The organism is Streptomyces sp. enrichment culture (genome assembly GCF_964272895.1).
Taxonomy (GTDB): Bacteria; Actinomycetota; Actinomycetes; order Streptomycetales; family Streptomycetaceae; genus Streptomyces.
In genome coordinates this window covers 71,231-89,003 of sequence record NZ_OZ186832.1, presented here as the reverse complement: position 1 = coordinate 89,003, position 17,773 = coordinate 71,231, and the positions used below count along the sequence as shown (strand labels likewise).

The following is a 17,773-nucleotide window of genomic DNA, read 5'->3' as shown; positions in this document are numbered from 1 at the left end:
CTTCCGGTCCGATGTCCGTGCTTTGGCGGACTTCGCACGGAATGGTTGATCGAACCCGGCCGCACCGACCGTATGCGAGGTATGCGATGAGTACGCAGGAAGAGCCGGCCACCTTGGTACCGGTCGAGGGCCGTCGCGGACGGGGCCGGGTGGTCGTGGAGTGGCTGACGACGACCGATCACAAGAAGATCGGTCATCTCTACCTGATCACCTCGTTCGGCTTCTTCCTGGTCGGCGGTGTGCTGGCCATGGCCATCAGGGCCGAACTGGCCAGGCCAGGGCTGCAGTTGATGTCCAACGAGCAGTACAACCAGGCGTTCACGATGCACGGCACGATCATGCTGCTGCTGTTCGCGACGCCGACGTTCGCCGGCTTCGCCAACGCGATCATGCCGCTGCAGATCGGCTCCCCGGACGTCGCCTTCCCGCGGCTGAACATGTTCTCCTACTGGCTGTTCCTGTTCGGCGGTCTGATGGTGCTCGGCAGCTTCCTCACCCCTGAGGGCGCCGCGGACTTCGGATGGACCGCCTACACCCCCCTCAGCGGCGGTGAGCGCACCACACAGCTCGGCGGTGATCTGTGGATCATGGGTCTGGCGCTCGGCGGCTTCGGCACGATCCTCGGCGCTGTGAACTTCATGACCACGATCATCTGCATGCGCGCCCCCGGTATGACGATGTTCCGGATGCCGATCTTCACCTGGAACGTGCTGCTCACGTCCGTCCTGGTGCTGCTCGCCTTCCCCGTGCTGGCCGCCGCGCTGTTCGCGCTGGAGGCCGACCGGAAGTTCGGTGCGCACATCTTCGACCCGGAGAACGGCGGAGCGATCCTGTGGCAGCACCTGTTCTGGTTCTTCGGCCACCCCGAGGTCTACATCCTCGCCCTGCCGTTCTTCGGCGTGGTCACGGAGATCATCCCCGTGTTCTCGCGCAAGCCGATCTTCGGCTACCAGGGTCTGATCGCCGCGACCATCGCCATCGGCGGCCTGTCGGCGACCGTGTGGGCCCACCACATGTTCGCGACCGGAGCGGTGCTGCTGCCGTTCTTCTCCTTCATGACCTACCTGATCGCTGTGCCGACGGGCGTGAAGTTCTTCAACTGGATCGGCACCATGTGGAAGGGGTCGATCTCGTTCGAGCCACCGATGCTGTGGGCGTGCGGATTCCTCGTGACCTTCCTCTTCGGGGGCCTGACCGGCGTCATCCTCGGCTCGCCCCCGATGGACTGGCACGTGACCGACACGTACTTCGTGGTCGCCCACTTCCACTACGTGCTCTTCGGCACGATCGTCTTCGCCATGTTCGGCGGGTTCAGTTTCTGGTGGCCGAAGATGACCGGCACGATGCTCGACGAACGTCTGGAGAAGATCCACTTCTGGACCCTGTTCGTCGGCTTCCACACCACCTTCCTGGTCCAGCACTGGCTCGGCGCGGAGGGCATGCCCCGCCGCTACGTCGACTATCTCGCCGCCGACGGCTTCACCGCACTGAACACCGTCTCCAGCATCGGCTCCTTCCTCCTCGGCCTGTCCACGCTTCCCTTCCTCTACAACGTCTGGCGGACCGCCCAGAAGGGCGAGCGGGTCCAGGTCGACGACCCCTGGGGCTACGGTCGTTCACTGGAGTGGGCGACCTCCTGCCCGCCACCACGACACAACTTCGTCACCCTCCCGCGGATCCGCTCCGAATCCCCCGCCTTCGACCTCCACCACCCCCACATCGCACAACTGGAGCACGCGGCGAACGTCGGTCGGCGCGACGCCGTCGACGAAGACAGCCACAAGAGCGAGCGATGACTGCAGAGTTCTCAAGACCCGGTGCCCCGCCGCAGGCGGAAGCCCTGGTCAAGGAGATCGAGGGCTATCTCCTCGCCCAGGCCGCGCGAGAACAGGCGCACCGCGAGGCCGAGGCCCTGTGCGCACGCCTGCCCTGGCTCACCCGCACACAGGCCGAGGACGTGACCCGCCACTACGTCGACCAGCGCCTCGCGATCCACCGGCAGATGCTGCGAGCCACGGTACGGCGAGGTCACGAACTGCGCCGGGAGTACGAGACACGGTACGAAGCGCTGCGGCACCGCCTGCTCGCCCGGCACGTCGTCTGCGCGTGCGCCGTCCTGGTCTGCGCCACCGGCGCCTCGGCCGCGGTCTGCGCCCTGTCGCGCTGACCATGCCGGGCGAGCCGGGCGAGCCCGCCGCCGGGTGCAGGCCCGGCGTCGCCCGCCAGGGCCGGCGTATGCGAGCGGACAGTCCAGGCCAGGCACGGAAGGAAGGCTTGCCACCGGTACGTTTCCGTGGGCGGAGCGAGGGGACTCACCTGCTGTGGTGACCTACGAAGCCGAGCATCCGGTTCGGCTGCCGGCGCTGTCGGCGGGCTGGCTGACGCAGACGTTCGTCCACTGGTCCTTCCCGCCGGAGACGGTTCAGGCCCTGATCCCCGAGGGGCTGACCGTCGACGAGTACGAGGGCGCCGCCTGGGTGGGGCTCACCCCGTTCGTGATGGCGGATGTACGTCCGCCCGGTGTGCCCGCCGCGGTGCCGGGGCTGCCGACGTTCGCGGAGACCAACCTGCGGACCTACGTCCGTCGGGCCGACGGGCGGGACGGGCTGTGGTTCCTCTCCCTCGAAGTCGCCTGGCCGGCCATGGTGGCGGCGCGGGTGATCGGTGTTCCGTACCACCCCGCCACGCTTGAGGTCACCACGGCCGCGGACACCGTCACGTACTCCGGAAGGCGATGGGCGGGCGGGGCCTCCTACCGTCTGGTCGTCCGCCCAGGGGACCGGATCGAGCGGCCGACGGAACGGGATGTCTGGCTGACCTCGCGCTGGCGGGCCTACACACGCCGACTCGGCATGCTCTGGGAGACGCCCGTGGAGCACGAGCCGTGGCCGCTGGCCGGCGCCACCCTGGAGGAGCTGGAGGAGACGCTGACCGTCTCGGCCGGCCTGCCGGCCCCTCTTGGCGAGCCGGTGGTGCACTTCTCGGAAGGAGTCAGGGATGTGCGGCTCGGAGCCTCACGGCCTTGTCCGCCCGCGGCTGCCGCTGTCTGAGGGCAGGGCACAGCGCGGGGCCGCTCCCGCGGGCCCATGCGGCTGAGCCGGGGTCCCAGGCCCGCGGCGCGCCGCCCGCTGCTGCGTTTCGAGGGATGGATCGCGGGCGTGGGCACCACCTCGGGAACGCGTGTCGTCCTCGGCCACTGGCAGCGGTCACCGTTCGGACCGTTCAGCGACGTGATGCTGGAACACGCCGACGGGGAGCGGCTGCTGCTGGCCCCCACACCGCAGACAGCGGAGTTCGTCCGCGGCATCTACCGGTTCGACAGCGTGCGCGTCGTCCCCGTGCGCGTCGCCGTCACGGGCAACACCTGGACCGTCACCGCGGGCCCGCTCGACCTTCGGTTCGTCACCGGGCGGCGCAGCATCCTGGGGCTGCTGCTGCGGACCGTTCCCGGCGCGCTCGCGCGCCGGCCGGCGTGGAGCGCGCTCATGGACTGGCCGGCCCGTGTGCTGCTGCCGGGCGTGCGGACCCGGGGGAGTGCCCGTCGGGGCCGCCGCCAGTGGTACGGCGCGCGGGACATGCGGCCGATCCGCCTCGTCTCGGCCTCCTGGGCGGGTTCCGACCTCGGGAGTACGGCGCCGGTCCTGCCGCCCGTCCGTTTCGGCTTCGGATCGGTGCCGCGGAAGCCGTCGCTCACCCGCGTCACGACGACGGTGGCGCTCGGACCGGAGTGAGGAGTGCCCCAATGCCCCGCCGGACACACGTCGCGCCTCCCCCTGTACGGCCGGCGGGCGCGCCGACGCGCACAACCGGCGCCGAGACCTCCTCCAGGACAGACGGTTCGTTCGACGCGTGACGGGGGTACCCGGTGCCCCGGCACTGACCGATCGAGCCTTCGGAGGTGAGGGGCGTGACAACCTCTCCGAGGTCGTCGATGGAAACCCATCCCGACATCATCGCCATGCGCAACCGTCATGAGATGGCGGAGCGCGCCACCAGTACGCCCCAGGCCCAGGCCATCGAGATGATGGCTCTGCTCACCGGCGTGTATCTGGCGGCCTCCCCGTGGATCGCGGGGTTCAGCAACCTCGGCGCGCTGGCGGTGACCAACCTCATCGTCGGCATCGCCTACGCCCTCTTGATGAGCGGCGGGTTCGGCCGCGCCTACGAACGCACGCACAGCATGGCGTGGGCGGCCTGCGCACTGGGTGCGTGGACCATCGTCGCGCCCTGGGTCGTCTCCGGCGACGTCAGCACGACCAGGACCGTCGTCAACAATGTGATCGTCGGAGTCATCGCTCTGCTGCTGGGCCTGGCCGCCAGCGCCGCAGCCGCCGACCGGCGGTCGGAGCGGTCCGGACGCGGTATGACCGCACCGTGAAGCCCCTTGGCCGACCAAGGTCGCGCCCCTTCCCCGAGCCGGTCACGACGGTGACCGACGTACGGGAGCCAACGGCCGGCGGCCTGCGGGCCGCCGGTCACGCGTTCTACGCCGTGGCCGGGCGCGCGTCGGCCGAGCAGCGGCCCACGGGACGGACCACCACGAAGACGACCACCTCGCCCCCGGCGAGGTGGTCGCCGACGCCCGCCCGCGCTGACACGCCGATCCCGGCGCGGCAGCGCGCCACCTGCACGGATGAGGCTGCGGACGGATGAGACTCCGGACCCCGCCGCGCACCGACACCGGCCCGAGCCCGCAGCGCCGCAGGTCACTGGCGGTGTGGGCCTTGATCGGCATGGCCGTCATGGCCGCGGTCGACGAGATCGTCTTCCACCAACTCCTGGGCTGGCACCACTTCTACGACCGCAGCACCCCCCGCGTCGGTCTCTTCTCCGACGGATTGCTGCACACCGCCGAACTGCTGGCACTCGTCGCCGGGTTCGCGCTGCACGCCGACCTGCGCCGCCGTCGCACGCTGTCCGCGCCCCACGCCCGCGCGGGATTCCTCCTGGGCCTGGGCGGCTTCCAGCTCTTCGACGGCGTCGTGGACCACAAGCTGCTGCGACTGCACCAGATCCGCTACGGCGTCGACGTCACCCCCTATGACTGGGCCTGGAACGGCGCCGCCCTGGTCCTGCTGCTGATCGGAGGTGCGCTGGCGGTGCGGGCGGACCGCGCGGAGCGTCGACCGTGACCCCGGTCCACGACCACCCGGCCTCCGTTGCAGCGCTGTGGGACGGACCGGCCCAGACGTGCGCCGCTGCGGCAGCGATCGCGACGGCCGCCCTCTATCTGCTGGCCGCCCGCCGTCTGCGCCGCCGCGGCGACGCCTGGCCCCGGCGCCGGGACGCGGCGTTCACGGCCGGCGCCTGCGCGTCGGCGTGGGCGGTGGCGGCGGATCCCCACGCCGGTCCGCTCGGGGGCCTCGTGCCGGGCCCGTTCACCGCGCACATGCTCCAGCACCTGGTCATCGTCATGGCGGCGCCCCTGCTCGTCGTCCTCGCCCGCCCCCTCACCCTGACCCTGCGGACCCTGCCGCCCGGCCGGCTGCGGCGGGCACTGCCGGCCGTCACGCACGCCTGGCCCCTGCGCGCCCTGCTGTGCCCGCCCGTGGCGGCAGCGGTGGACATCGGCGGCCTCTGGCTGCTGTACGGCACCGGGCTCTACGCCGCCACACAGCACCACCCCCTGCTGCACGCCGCGGTGCACGCGCATGTCCTGGCCGCCGGTCTGCTGTTCACCTTCGCCGTCTGCCAGGTCGACCCGGGGCGCCGCCGCTGGAGCCTCGCGGTACGCGGCGCCGCCCTGCTGGCCGCCGGTGCCTTCCACTCCGTGCTGGCCAAGAGCCTGTACGCGGCTGCGCCGCCCGGCACGTCCCTCACCGTCACCGACCTGCACAGCGGGGCCCTGCTCATGTACTACGGCGGCGACCTGGTCGAGGTGGCGCTGGCCGCCGCCCTGGCCGTCCAGTGGTACGTCGTCAGCGGACGCGCCGCCCGCGTCGGCGTGCGACCTCACCACGCACGGCGCCGCCGCCGTTTGCGGTCGGCGGCGGGCGGGGACCCGGCTGCGCATGAGCACACCCTCACGTAGCCGCCGTACGAAGCAGAGCCGGATGCTGTGGCTCCTCGACCGGGTGGAACGCGACCCCCGAGCCGATCCGCTGATCGACGCCCTCCGGGCAGGCGTCCACCGGCTGCCGCTGGGGCGCGGACGGGACGTGCTGCACGGCAGGTGGCTGGGGCACCCGGTCCATCCGCTGATGGTGCAGGTGCCCATCGGCACCTGGATCTCCGCGGCCGTCCTGGACACCCGGCCCGGCCGCGACCGCGAGGCGAGCCTGCTGATCGGTGCCGGCCTCACCGCGGCCGCCCCCGCAGCGCTGGCGGGCGCCGTCGACTGGGCCGAGCTGCACCAGGAGCAGGGCCGCGTGGGTCTGCTGCACGCCGCGACGAACACGGCGGCCGTCACCCTGTACGCCATCTCGCTCACCCACCGCCTCTCCGGGCGCACCGCAGCCGGCCGTGCCTATGGCTTCCTCGGACTCACGGCGGTCGCGATCGGCGGCATGCTGGGCGGGCACCTGGCCTACCGGCAGGCGTCCGGCGCCAACCACGCCGAAGCGGTACCGCACGTCGTCCAGGACGGCTGGCACCGCGTCGGTGCCGTGGCCGACTTCCCGGCCGGGGAACCGGTGCGGCGCGTCGTCGACGACGTACCGGTGCTGGTGGTCAGGGAATCCGGCGGGACGATCCACGCACTGGCCGAGCGGTGCAGCCACCTGGCCGGCCCGCTGTCGGAGGGCACGGTCGCCGACGGGTGCGTCACCTGCCCCTGGCACGGCAGCGTCTTCCGGCTGGCGGACGGCTGGAACGTCCGCGGCCCCGCCACCGCACCCCAGCCCGCCTTCGACACCCGGATCGTCGACGGCCATGTCGAAGTGCGCCTGCGGCGCGAGCCGGTCCCCGGCGGGAACGGGCACAGGCCAGGAGCACACCGCCTGACGCACCTCGGCCGGAGGGGAACGTGAGGGGCGGCGGCCGCCCGCACCCGCGGGTGAAGCCTCCAGCCGGGGGTACGCGGCCGGGCATGATCACGCGTGCCCTGTGGCAGGGCCTGGTCGCCGGTACCGCCGGAGGCGTCGTGATGACCGTCGGCGAGAAGATCGAGCAGACGGTCACCGGCCGGCCGGACTCGCACGTACCCGCGCGGGTGCTCCAGCGACTGACCGGCCTGCCCGAACGCCCCCGCACCCAGCCCCTCCCACTCAACTGGGCCATGCACTTCGGCCAGGCGGCCCTGCTCGGCGTACTGCGCTCGGTCATGGCCCAGGCCGGACTGCGCGGACCGGCCGCCTCCGCCCAGTTCGCCGTCGTGCGCCTCACGAACGACCAGATCCTGGAGAACGCGACCGGCGTCGGCGCCCCGCCCCCCACCTGGCCCCGCCCCGAACTGGCGGTGGACCTCCTGCACAAGGCCGTCTACGCCTTCGCCACCGGTGCCGTCGCCGACGCGCTCGCCGCCCGCGACGGCCGCGGCCCCGGCCGGCGTCACGCGGCCCTCCGGCCCGGCCGCCACCCCGACGTCGGACCGCTGCCCCGAGACGACGCCCACGGTCGCTGAACGGACGGCACGGCCATGCCACGGATCACCGACGCCACCGCCGACGGCACGCTCAATCTGCACTTCATCGGCAATGCGACCGTACTGCTGCGCTACGGCGGCCTCACGCTGCTCACCGACCCCAACTTCCTGCACCGCGGCCAGTACGCCTACCTCGGGTACGGACTCCTCAGCCGCCGCCGCACCGAACCGGCCCTCGCCGTCGCCGACCTGCCCCACCTCGACGCGGTCGTCCTGTCGCATCTGCACGGCGACCACTGGGACCGCACAGCTCGCCGGGACCTCGACCACACCGTCCCCGTCCTGACCACACCGCACGCGGCTCGCCGTCTCAGGACCGTGCACCGGTTCCCGCGCACCGCGGGGCTGCGCACCTGGCAGCACCTGACCCTCCAGCACGGGGACGCGGAGGTCCGCGTGACCGCCCTGCCGGGCCGCCACGCCGGCAACCCCCTGATACGCGGGCTGCTGCCGCCGGTGATGGGCAGCCTGCTGGAGTTCGGCCCCGTCGGCGGACCGGCCCGGCTGCGGCTGTACATCTCCGGCGACACGCTCGTCCACGACGGCCTCGACGAGATCGCCCGCCGCTTCCCGGCCGCCGATCTGGCCGTCCTCCACCTCGGCGGCACTCGCCTTCCCGGCGGCTTCGTCGTGACCATGGACGGCGCCCAGGGAGCGGAACTGGCCCGACGCCTCGACCCCCGCCTGATCCTCCCGGTCCACTACGGCGACTACACCGTGATGCGTTCGCCGCTGTCCGCGTTCCTCACCGAGCTCGACGCCGTCGGCCTGGGCGACCGCCTGGTCCACTGCCGGCACGGTCGGCGCGCCCGTGTGACCGCCGAGCGGGGGACCAAGCCGACGGTCCTGTGACGTCCGGGCCCCGTCCGCCGAAGCCGTAGCAGGGACGCGGTGGGCGCAGTAAGCCTCACCCGGTCATCGACGGGACGGTCTCCTCCCGGCCGCCTCGGACTTGGCTCCTCGCGTCAGTCGCCGTCGTCCATGGTGCGGCGGATGGCGTCCCGAGCCCGGTCGGCGACGGCGGCCAGGGGCCCGAGCGTGAGATTCGCGGTGGCGCTCTCCACTCCGGGGTGCGGGTGGGTGGGGGCGGTCGCCTCCGCCGCCCGGACGGCCTTGGCCATCAGGGCGAGCCGGGCGGGCGAGGTGGTGCGGCGCAGCAGCGCGAACTCGTAGCGTTCTTCCGACCGCGCGTGGACGAGGACGGCGTCGCGCAGGGACAGCAGCGCGGGCATGAACCGGGGATCGGCCGTGTCCATCTCCTCCAGCATGGACAGCTTCTCCTTGGCCGCCTTCTCCTCCGCAAGGCGGTCCTCGACGACGTCCGAGCCGCCCTCGAAGGCGGTACGGGCGCTCGGGTGCACCACCTCCTCCTCGGCGGTCTCGTGCACGGCCAGCAGGTGCACCAGACGGCGGAAGGCGTCCGTGCGCTCCTGCCCCTCCGCGGCACGGACCTCGTCGAAGAGGGTGTGGATCTGACCGTGCTGGCGCATCAGCAGCGCCACCACGTCCTCCACGGCCGCCGGATCACCCTGCTGAGCCTGCGCGTCCACGGCGCCCTTCCTCGCGGCGGTCATCAGGCGCGCTCGGATTCGACGGGGTGGGGGCCCTCGGTCTCCACCCGGTAGTCACGGTCGAACATCTCGCGGTGCTGGTCGATCACCCGGTCGCTGGGCGGCTTCTCCCCGTCGTGCAGCTGCTGCTGCATCTTCTCGAAGCGCTCGTGCGCCTCCCTCACGTACCCGGCGCCCAAGGTGGTCAGATCGATCTGCGTGGCGAGCAGCTCACGCAGATAGTCCTTGTTCGGCTCGAAGGTCAGCACGTTCGGCAGCTGCGGCGCCAGGATCTCCTCCGGGTCGCGGCCGTCGTGACGGCGCATCAGGTCGCAGGCGATCCGCAGGTGTTCCAGCTCCATGTTCAGATGCAGCTCCCACAGGGCCTTCACCTTGGGGTGGCTCTCCTGCTCCATGAAGGAGTGGTACAGGTAGCACTCGTTGTACTCGTGGGTGACCAACTGCTCCCACCACGTCTCGCCCGGGTCGACGAGCGACTCGTAGTGGGTGACGTGCTCCTCCTCGATGAGCCCGATCTCCTGATAGAGCTGGCGGGCGATGGGCTCCATGTAGGTGGGGCCGGTGTTCATGTAGAAGTTCATCGTCTGCTGCTCCGCCGACAGCACCGTCAGCGCGTGCAGCTTCGAGAGCGGATCCGTGCGCTCCTTGTCGTAGGCGTCCCGTACGTTGTCGAACGGGTGCCGGTGATGCATACGGGTCGGCCGGCCCGGCATGACCTCCGTCAGACCGTCGACGATCGCCTCGGCCTTGCGGTGCTCGATCATCTCGTACAGGTTCGCGTACCGATACAGATGGTCGAAGTCCTCCAGAACGCCGAACTGGTACGCCTGCTGGAGATACGGATCCGGCTCCATCCGGGCGATCCAGGCGGTGAGGTCGACCGCGACCTGTTCGTACGCGATCGTCGTCTCAAGGACCGACGAGACGCCCGGCAGCAGCCAGTTGACCGCCTTCTGCTGCTGGGCCTCGACGTAACGGACCTCGGCCAGCGACCGCTTCACGTCCGGGTCGACCGTGTTCCGGGCGAGCTGGTGGCTGAAGAGGATCGCCTCGACCTCGATGCCGTTCATCGTGATGACGCGGCAGCGCGTGTACGGATCGGAGGCGTCCGGATCGATCGGCGAGACGTCCAGCTCCCGCCAGCTCCGCACCTGCCGGTCCAGGGGGATGCCCCGCTGTTCCAGGGGGTTGAACGTCATTGGGCACCTGGCCTTCGATAGAGGGGAGGACAGCCGTCATCCTTCTCCGGCCGATTGCCCACATCGGCGTCTTACACGCGTACCCGTTGACAGCGTCACCTCAACAGCCCCCTCCGTCCGGACGAACGGACCTCGCTCGGCCAGTGGTTCGAACGACACGGCCGGCTCGCTAGCCTGTGCGGATGATGCGGATGACGAGTGAGCCTGTGACCGAGCTGCCGGAGGCCGAGTACCGAAGCGTCTGGGACCGCTTCTACACGGAGTTCGCATTCAGCCCGAGCGTGAACCCGGCCGAGTGGCCGGCCGTCAAGGAGCCGGTCGACTCGGTCACTTGGAGTCTGGCGTCGCTGGACGAGGATCCAAACTACAGGCGCCTGGACCGCTTCGTCGCGGTCGTCGAGCAGGGCCTGACCGCGGTCGTCGAGCAGGGCCTGACCGCGTGCGTCGAGCCGCAGGCCAGGCTGTTCGCGCTCGACTGGCAGCACATCTCCTACTCCTTCGCTCCGCATCGCGTCGGCGGGCAGGGGCAGGCACCGTGGCCGCTGAGCCCCTACCCCGACGGCGACTACTACATCTACCTCTCGGAGGACTTCCGGCTGGGCAGCTTCGGGCACCCGTGGGAGTCGTCGGTGTGCCTGTTCGGCCAGGAGCTGCTGGATACGGTGGCCACCGAGATCGATGACATCCTGGGACCGCCCATGCGACGTGCCGGTCGCAGCTTGCCTGCAGTGTGACGTCCTTCGCCGGCCGGACACGGGCGCTGCCCCGGAGGTTCAGCGGGCCAAAAGGTCCCGGATCGCCGCGGTGATCTCGTCGGGCGCCTCCTCGGCCATGAAGTGCCCCGCTCGGGTCAGCCGGTGGTCCAGGTCCGGCGCCCATGCCTTCCACACCCCGGCAGCGTCGTACCCGAGGCGTGTGCCCCAGTCCTGCTGGACGACCGTCACGGGCATGGCCAACCGCGATCCGGCGTCCAGGTCCGCTTGGTCGTGGACGATGTCGATGCCCGCCGAGGCCCGGTAGTCCGCGACGATCGACGTCACTGCTCCGGCGCTCGCCCGAAGGTACTCGGCGCGCACCTCCTCCGGCAGGGCGGTCGGGTCGCCGGCCCAGGCGTCGAGGAAGGAGCCGAAGAACGCGTCCGCACTGTGGGTGATCATCGTCTCCGGCAGGCCCGGCGGCTGCGCCATGAGGAAGAGGTGGTAGCCGACCGCCGCCCGAGCGCCCCGCAGGACGTTCCACATGTCGAGGGTCGGCACGATGTCGAGGATGCCGAGATGCGTGATGGTCTCGGGGTGGTCCAGGCCCGCCCGGAAGGCGACCAGTGCCCCCCTGTCGTGGCCGACGAGGGCGAAGCGCTCATGGCCGAGCGTCGCCGCCAGCGTCACGATGTCGGCGGCCATGGTGCGCTTGGCGTACACGTCCGGGCCGGCGGCCTCGGGCTTGTCGCTGGCGCCGTAGCCGCGCAGATCAGGACAGATCACGGTGTGCTCGTCGACGAGCCGCTCGGCGACGTGCCGCCACATCAGGTGGGTCTGCGGGAAACCGTGCAGCAGCACCACCGGGCTGCCGCTGCCGCCGACAGCGGCGGCCAGCTCCACACCGTCCGTGCCGGGCACGCGGATGTGGTCGAAGCCGGGAATGGTGAGCGCCATGGAAGGCCGTCCTTTCGGGCCGGAGAACTGACCGGACCAGGCTGCGCGACGGCGATCAGCAGCCGATCAGTACGGCGGGGCACGGCCGGGAAGCAGCCGCTGACCAGTGCGATTGCGCGCCACCGGCTCCTCGCGCCCAGGATGGGGGCATGCGCATCGACGTGCTCGGGGCCGTACGGGCCCTGCGGGACGACGGCAGTCCCGTCGACCTGGGCGGGCCCCGCCATCGTGAGGTACTCGCCCGGCTCGTCGCCGCCGAGGGGCGGATGGTCACCACCGACACCCTCGTCGACGACCTGTGGTCCGATCCGCCGGCCCGCGCGGTGGGCGCCCTGCGCACCTTCGTCGGCGCACTGCGCCGCGCCCTCGAACCCGACCGGCCGCCGCGCACTCCGCCACGGGTCATCGTCACCGAAGGCCCCGGTTACGTGCTGGTGCTGCCGCGCGACGACGTGGACGTCCATCGGTTCCAGGACACCGTGTCCCGAGCCCGCCGCGACCCCGATGCGGTCACCGAGCTCGCGGCGGTTCTCGCGGCCTGGCGCGGACCCGCGTACGCCGACGTGACCGACTCCGCGTGGGCGCAGCGCGAGCGGGCCCGGCTCGAGGAGCTGCGGCTGGAAGGGGTGGAACTGCGCGCCCGCATCCTCCTCGACTCCGGGGAGGGTCCGGGTCTGGTCGCCGAGCTGGGTGCCCACGTCGGCGAGCATCCATGGCGCGAGCCGGCCTGGGAGCTGCTGGCCCGCGCGCTGCACCGTGCGGGACGGCGGGCCGACGCGCTCGCCACCCTCCGCCGCGCCCGCGCGATGCTCGTCGGCCACCTCGGGCTCGATCCCGGTCCCGCCCTGCGGAGCCTGGAGACGGACATCCTCAGCGATTCCCCGTCCCTCGCAGGCGCACGGACCGGGTGGCCCGGCCAGGGGGTCCGGCTCGGCCCGCGCACCACCGTGGACCTGGCCCGCACCCTCGCACTGGCCGGTGGCGACGCCCTCGTCCACGCGCGGCGCGACCGCCTCGCGGCCGTTAAGGCCGCACAACGCACGGGCGACGTCCTGCTGACCGCCCGCGTCATCGGCGCCTATGACGTGCCCGCGATCTGGAGCAGGGCCGACGACCCGGAGCAGTCACGAGCCGTCGTCGCGGCCGCCGAGCACACGCTCACGGCGCTCGGCCCCGACAGCCCCGCCGACCTGACCGCCCGCCTTCTGGCCACGGTCGCCGTCGAGAGCCGCAGCGCCGATCTGTCCGGGGCCGCTCTGGAGCACGCGTACCGGGCGGCACGCAGGAGCGAGGCGCTGGCACGAGAGCTGGCCGACCCCGCTCTGCTGGCCTTCGCCCTCAACGGGCTGTTCCTGCAGTCCTTCGCCCGGCCCGGGCTCGCCGCGGTGCGCGACCGCATCGGGGCCGAGATTCTCGACCTGGCGACCTTGCACGACCTGCCGAAGTTCGCCGTGCTCGGCCGACTCGTCCGCCTGCAGTCCGCCTCAGCGCTCGGCGACCTCGACTCCGCGGCCTCGCACGCCCACGCGGCCGAACGGCTCGCCGCGACCACCGAGGCGCCCCTCGTCCCCGTGTTCACCGCCTGGTTCCGGGCGAGGGCGACCGCCGAGCGCAGCACCGCACCCGGCGGACCGACCGCCGCCACGGCAGCGGCGCACTATCGAGCCGCGGAGGACGCCCTGCGGACAGCCGGCATGCCGGGGCTGCACCGCGGGCTGTTCCCGTTGGCGCTGCTGGGGCTGCGCCTGCTGCACGACCGGCCCGCGCCCACCGACCCGCGCCTCGACTGGGGCCCGTACCTGCCGTGGGCGCGCCCGCTCGTGCTGCTCGCCCAGGACCGGGGCGAGGAGGCCCGTACCGCCCTGGCGGCAGCGCCGGAGCCGGCGCATGACCATATGCAGGAAGCCATGTGGTGCCTGACCGTCCGCGCCGCCGTACGCCTCGGCGAGCGGGCCATCGCCGCACGCGCCGCGACCGCCCTGCGCGGCGCCCGCGCGGAACACGCCGGCGCCGCCGGCGGCATGCTGACCCTGGGCCCGGTGGAGCGGTACCTGGCGGAGGCGGAGGAGCATGTCGGAGCGCCGATCACCTGACGGCACGTCATCAAGGTTGTCCGGCGGAGGCGGTCGCGGGGGGTCGGACGACGCGTCAGCCGGCCGGAAGGCCGACCGCCAGAGTCAGTTCAAGGACCCGGTGCGGCGAGGCGAGATCCGGATACAGCTCCCGTAGCTGCGACATCCGGTACCGGACGGTCTGGGGGTGGACGAACAACGCCGCCGCCACCTCGTCCCGCCGGCCCTGGTGCAGCAGCCACGCCCGCAGCGTCTCCTCAAGGCGCCGTGCGGTCGAGGCCGGCAGGGTCCGCAACGGTGCGAGGGCCCGGGCACGCAGGTCCGCGTACGCGTCCGCGTCGGCGCTGAGCACCAGCTCGGGCAGGTGGTCCTCGGTGTCGCGGATGTCGGAGGAGAGCAAGCGCGCGCGTACGGCTCGTGCGTACGAGGCGGACGCACGAGTCCATGGCCGGGCGGGGCCGACCACGGCGGTGCGGTCGGTCAGCTGCCGCAGGAGATGGGAGCGGTCGGCATCGGGGACGAGCAGCACACCGGTGGCGTCCGGCAGATCGTCGAGGACGAGGGTGCTGGGGTCGAGCGTGCGGTAGGCGGGCCGGGCCTGGGCGGCGGGCAGCAGGACCGCGGTGAGCGAGACCGGAGGCTGCCACCCGGCTCGTTGCGCGGAGGCCAGCAGCGCGTCCGGGCTGGCACCGGCGAGGAGATCGCGGGCCAGGTGTTCCAGGTGGAGCTCGTGGGCCCTGCCCCGCGCGGCCAGTTCGTCGGCGTGGCCCGCGGCGCTCGCGGCGGAGAGCTCGTCGATGTAGGCGAAGGTCAGCTCGGCGAACTTGGCGACCTCGGCGGCGGGCAGACCGGCGGGTACGGCCCCCGCCGCCAGGCACCGCCAGGCCACGCGGGCGCCGACGCGGTAGGCGCTGAGCAGGGCGTCCATCGAACGGCCGTCGCGCACCTCGCCGCGGCCCAGCTCGTAGGCGGCGTCGCCGCCGTCGCCGCCCGTGGCGTTGCCGCTCGCCAGGTCCAGGTAGTGTCCCAGGGCGGTGCGGACGGCCCGGCGTATGGTGGCGCCCATGTGGCCCGACAGGGCGTTGGCGTAGGGAGGGACCTCGTCGATGATCGCCTGGACGACCTCGTCGGCGGTGGTCTTCAGCGCGGCCCGCAGTGCGGTGACCGTCGTCTCGTCCAGGGCCAGCTCGCTGGCCCTCTGGGTTACACGGCTCACGTTTTTATTCCCTGCGAACAATTCCACCCACCAGATTCACGTCCTACGGTCAGGACTTTACGCCCTGAGACGCAGCAAGCTGGAGTCATGACGAGTACAGCCCTGCGCAGCCGGGCGTGGAAACTGCTGGAGATGGTCACGACGCCGCTGCTGCCGTCGGACTACCTCGACCTGGTCAGCCCCCTGCGTGCGGGCGCTGACCTGCGGGGACGCATCGAGGCCGTGCACCCCGAGACGAGTGACGCCGCGACTGTCGTGATCAGGCCGGGACGGGGCTGGCGCGGCCACACGGCCGGTCAGTACGTGCGGATCGGGGTCGACGTCGACGGGGTGCGGCTGTGGCGTGCCTACTCCATCACCTCGCCGACAGACCGCCCAGACGGCCGCCTCACGATCACCGTGAAGGCGATCCCGGACGGCAAGGTGAGCAACCACCTGGTCCGCCGGGCGACACCGGGCACGCTGATCCAGCTCGACCAGGCGACCGGTGACTTCGTGCTGCCGCAGGCCAAGCCCGCCAAGGTGCTCTACCTGACGGCCGGCAGCGGCATCACGCCCGTGATGGGCATGCTGCGCGACACCGAGTTCGACGACGTCGTCATGGTCCACAGCGCGCCCCGGCCGCAGGACGTGATCTTCCGCAACGAGCTGCACGCCCTGGCCGCGGACAAGAAGCTGCGGCTCACCGAGGTGCACACCGACACGGACGGCATGCTCGACATCGCCCGTCTCGGCGAACTCGTACCGGACTGGACCGAGCGCGAGACCTGGGCCTGCGGGCCCTCGGGCCTGCTCGACGCCGCCGAAAAGCACTGGAGCGAACACGGCGTACCGGAGCGTCTGCACACCGAGCGCTTCCGCCCCAGCATCGTCGTCACCGGGGACGGCGGCGAGGTCACCTTCAGCACCACCGGCAGGACCGTCGAGGCGGACGGCGCCACGCCGCTGCTGGACGTCGGTGAGGAAGCCGGCGTGCTCATGCCCTCCGGGTGCCGCATGGGCATCTGCTTCGGCTGCGTCACCCCGCTCAAGGCCGGCGCCGTCCGCGACCTGCGCACCGGCGAGATCACCGAGGCCGAACCGGGCGTCCTCATCCAGACCTGCGTGTCCGCCGCCGCGGGCCCCTGCGACATCGAACGGTAGGAACAGCTTGACCGCCATCGACCCCACCGCCCATCTGACCGCCGAGCAGATCGAGGAGCTCGGCCGTGAGCTCGACGCGATCCGCGACGAGGTGATCGCCAGCCGCGGCGAGAAAGACGCCGCCTACATCCGCAAGGTCATCGCGGCGCAGCGCAAGCTCGAGCTGGCCAGCAGGGGCGTACTGCTGTTCTCGTTCTTCCCGCCCGCGTGGCTGCTCGGCACCGCCGGGCTGTCCGTGGCGAAGATCATGGACAACATGGAGATCGGTCACAACGTCCTGCACGGCCAGTGGGACTGGATGCGCGACCCGAAGATCCACTCCACCACCTGGGACTGGGATCACGTCTCGCCGGCCGACCAGTGGAAGCACTCCCACAACGAGCTGCACCACACGTACACCAACGTGCTCGGCAAGGACAACGACCTCGGCTACGGCATCATGCGCGTCGACGAGGACCAGAGGTGGCACCCCGTCCACCTCGGCCAGCCGCTGTGGAACTTCATCAACGCCTGCTTCTTCGAGTACGGCATCGCGGCGTACGACCTGGAACTGGGCAAGAACCTGAGCAAGCACCGCCGCAAGGACCCGGAGTTCCGCGCGCGGGCCAGGGCCGTGGGCCGCAAGATCCGCAAGCAGGTGCTCAAGGACTACGTGATCCACCCGCTGCTGTCGGGCCCGTCGTTCCTGCCCACGCTCGCCGCCACGTTCACCGCCAACCTGGTCCGCAACCTCTGGTCCCACTCGGTCATCATGTGCGGGCACTTCCCCGAGGGCGTCCAGGTCTTCGAGCGCCGGTCGATCAAGGGCGAGACGCGCGGCCAGTGGTACCTGCGCCAGATGATGGGCTCGGCGAACATCAGCGGCAGCAAGGCCATGCACTTCATGACCGGCAACCTGTCCCACCAGATCGAGCACCACCTGTTCCCGGACCTGCCGAGCAACCGGTACGCCGAGGTCGCGGTGAAGGTGCGCGCCCTGTTCGAGAAGTACGAGCTGGAGTACGTCACCGGCCCGCTGCCCAAGCAGGTGTTCTCCGCGTGGCGCAAGGTCTTCCGGCTGTCGCTGCCCAACAAGAAGCCCAAGGTCAAGACGCCGGACCGCGAGCGGGAGCTCGTCGCCGCCTGATGTGCCGCACTGGCTGAGATCTCTCGGCCGTACCGCCGGCGGCGCCGGGTTCGATGAGACCCGTCGCGGACGGCGGCGGCCGCGAGATCACGCCGTTCACGGCATCAGCACATCTTCCCGATCGTCAACGCCCGCGCCCGCTCTCCGCCGTTCTCCGGGCGGATGCGCTCGGCCAGGCAGTGCCGGTGGGAGATGACGGTGTGGCTGCCTGG

Annotated in this window: 18 protein-coding genes; 14 read left to right on the top strand and 4 right to left on the bottom strand. The window is 71.6% G+C overall.

Annotated elements, in window-relative coordinates; genetic code table 11:
- The first annotated feature begins 86 nt into the window (after positions 1-86).
- From ctaD to ACSU6M_RS00315, 10 genes are all read left to right on the top strand, one after another.
- Positions 87-1,796 carry an aa3-type cytochrome oxidase subunit I gene (gene ctaD / locus ACSU6M_RS00360; RefSeq protein ID WP_437065970.1) on the top strand — a complete coding sequence of 570 codons (1,710 nt, stop codon included), beginning with the start codon at positions 87-89 and terminating at the stop codon, positions 1,794-1,796.
- Positions 1,793-2,167, top strand: coding sequence for a hypothetical protein (locus ACSU6M_RS00355; RefSeq protein ID WP_437065968.1), 375 nt, complete (start codon positions 1,793-1,795; stop codon positions 2,165-2,167). Before ctaD ends, ACSU6M_RS00355 begins: the two co-directional genes overlap by 4 nt.
- Before the next feature lie 154 nt (positions 2,168-2,321).
- Positions 2,322-3,050 (top strand): YqjF family protein, encoded by a 729-nt coding sequence (locus ACSU6M_RS00350; protein ID WP_437065966.1) that lies wholly within the window; start codon positions 2,322-2,324, stop codon positions 3,048-3,050.
- Positions 3,051-3,086: 36 nt separating this feature from the next.
- A complete protein-coding gene (locus tag ACSU6M_RS00345; protein WP_437065964.1) occupies positions 3,087-3,731 on the top strand; it encodes a hypothetical protein in 645 nt (214 codons plus the stop codon).
- A 200-nt stretch (positions 3,732-3,931) separates the two neighbouring features.
- Positions 3,932-4,378, top strand: coding sequence for an SPW repeat protein (locus tag ACSU6M_RS00340; protein ID WP_437065963.1), 447 nt, complete (start codon positions 3,932-3,934; stop codon positions 4,376-4,378).
- A gap of 271 nt (positions 4,379-4,649) precedes the next feature.
- Positions 4,650-5,132, top strand: a complete 483-nt coding sequence (locus ACSU6M_RS00335) for a DUF2243 domain-containing protein (RefSeq protein ID WP_437065962.1) — start codon at positions 4,650-4,652, stop codon at positions 5,130-5,132.
- The gene (locus tag ACSU6M_RS00330) at positions 5,129-6,031 is read left to right on the top strand and encodes a cytochrome c oxidase assembly protein (RefSeq protein WP_437065960.1); all 903 of its coding nucleotides are present in this window, start codon (positions 5,129-5,131) and stop codon (positions 6,029-6,031) included. Before ACSU6M_RS00335 ends, ACSU6M_RS00330 begins: the two co-directional genes overlap by 4 nt.
- Entirely contained in the window at positions 6,012-6,968 is a 957-nt protein-coding gene (locus ACSU6M_RS00325; protein WP_437065959.1) for a Rieske 2Fe-2S domain-containing protein, read from the top strand. The genes ACSU6M_RS00330 and ACSU6M_RS00325 overlap by 20 nt, the downstream gene beginning before the upstream one ends.
- Positions 6,969-7,027: 59 nt before the next feature.
- Positions 7,028-7,561 carry a hypothetical protein gene (locus tag ACSU6M_RS00320; protein ID WP_437065957.1) on the top strand — a complete coding sequence of 178 codons (534 nt, stop codon included), beginning with the start codon at positions 7,028-7,030 and terminating at the stop codon, positions 7,559-7,561.
- A 15-nt stretch (positions 7,562-7,576) separates the two neighbouring features.
- Complete coding sequence (locus tag ACSU6M_RS00315; protein ID WP_437065955.1) at positions 7,577-8,434, top strand: MBL fold metallo-hydrolase; 858 nt, start codon at positions 7,577-7,579, stop codon at positions 8,432-8,434.
- Between the two features lie 113 nt (positions 8,435-8,547).
- Here the strand turns inward: ACSU6M_RS00315 and ACSU6M_RS00310 are convergent, their stop codons facing one another.
- Entirely contained in the window at positions 8,548-9,156 is a 609-nt protein-coding gene (locus ACSU6M_RS00310) for a hemerythrin domain-containing protein (RefSeq protein WP_437065953.1), read from the bottom strand.
- Entirely contained in the window at positions 9,156-10,352 is a 1,197-nt protein-coding gene (locus ACSU6M_RS00305; protein ID WP_437065951.1) for a hypothetical protein, read from the bottom strand. The genes ACSU6M_RS00310 and ACSU6M_RS00305 overlap by 1 nt, the downstream gene beginning before the upstream one ends.
- Positions 10,353-10,543: 191 nt before the next feature.
- On the opposite strand from ACSU6M_RS00305, the gene ACSU6M_RS00300 reads away from it, so the two are divergent.
- A complete protein-coding gene (locus tag ACSU6M_RS00300) occupies positions 10,544-11,086 on the top strand; it encodes a DUF2716 domain-containing protein (protein WP_437065950.1) in 543 nt (180 codons plus the stop codon).
- A 39-nt stretch (positions 11,087-11,125) separates the two neighbouring features.
- On the opposite strand, the gene ACSU6M_RS00295 is transcribed toward ACSU6M_RS00300, so the two are convergent.
- Positions 11,126-12,004 (bottom strand): alpha/beta fold hydrolase, encoded by an 879-nt coding sequence (locus ACSU6M_RS00295; RefSeq protein ID WP_437065948.1) that lies wholly within the window; start codon positions 12,002-12,004, stop codon positions 11,126-11,128.
- A gap of 149 nt (positions 12,005-12,153) precedes the next feature.
- On the opposite strand from ACSU6M_RS00295, the gene ACSU6M_RS00290 reads away from it, so the two are divergent.
- Positions 12,154-14,097 carry a BTAD domain-containing putative transcriptional regulator gene (locus tag ACSU6M_RS00290; RefSeq protein ID WP_437065946.1) on the top strand — a complete coding sequence of 648 codons (1,944 nt, stop codon included), beginning with the start codon at positions 12,154-12,156 and terminating at the stop codon, positions 14,095-14,097.
- A gap of 55 nt (positions 14,098-14,152) precedes the next feature.
- Here the strand turns inward: ACSU6M_RS00290 and ACSU6M_RS00285 are convergent, their stop codons facing one another.
- Positions 14,153-15,292: a PucR family transcriptional regulator gene (locus tag ACSU6M_RS00285; RefSeq protein WP_437065945.1), complete on the bottom strand. Its 1,140-nt coding sequence runs from the start codon at positions 15,290-15,292 to the stop codon at positions 14,153-14,155.
- 87 nt (positions 15,293-15,379) lie between these two features.
- On the opposite strand from ACSU6M_RS00285, the gene ACSU6M_RS00280 reads away from it, so the two are divergent.
- Positions 15,380-16,435, top strand: coding sequence for a ferredoxin reductase (locus ACSU6M_RS00280; protein ID WP_437065944.1), 1,056 nt, complete (start codon positions 15,380-15,382; stop codon positions 16,433-16,435).
- Positions 16,436-16,442: 7 nt separating this feature from the next.
- A complete protein-coding gene (locus tag ACSU6M_RS00275) occupies positions 16,443-17,561 on the top strand; it encodes a fatty acid desaturase family protein (protein WP_437065943.1) in 1,119 nt (372 codons plus the stop codon).
- The last annotated feature ends 212 nt before the right edge of the window (positions 17,562-17,773 follow it).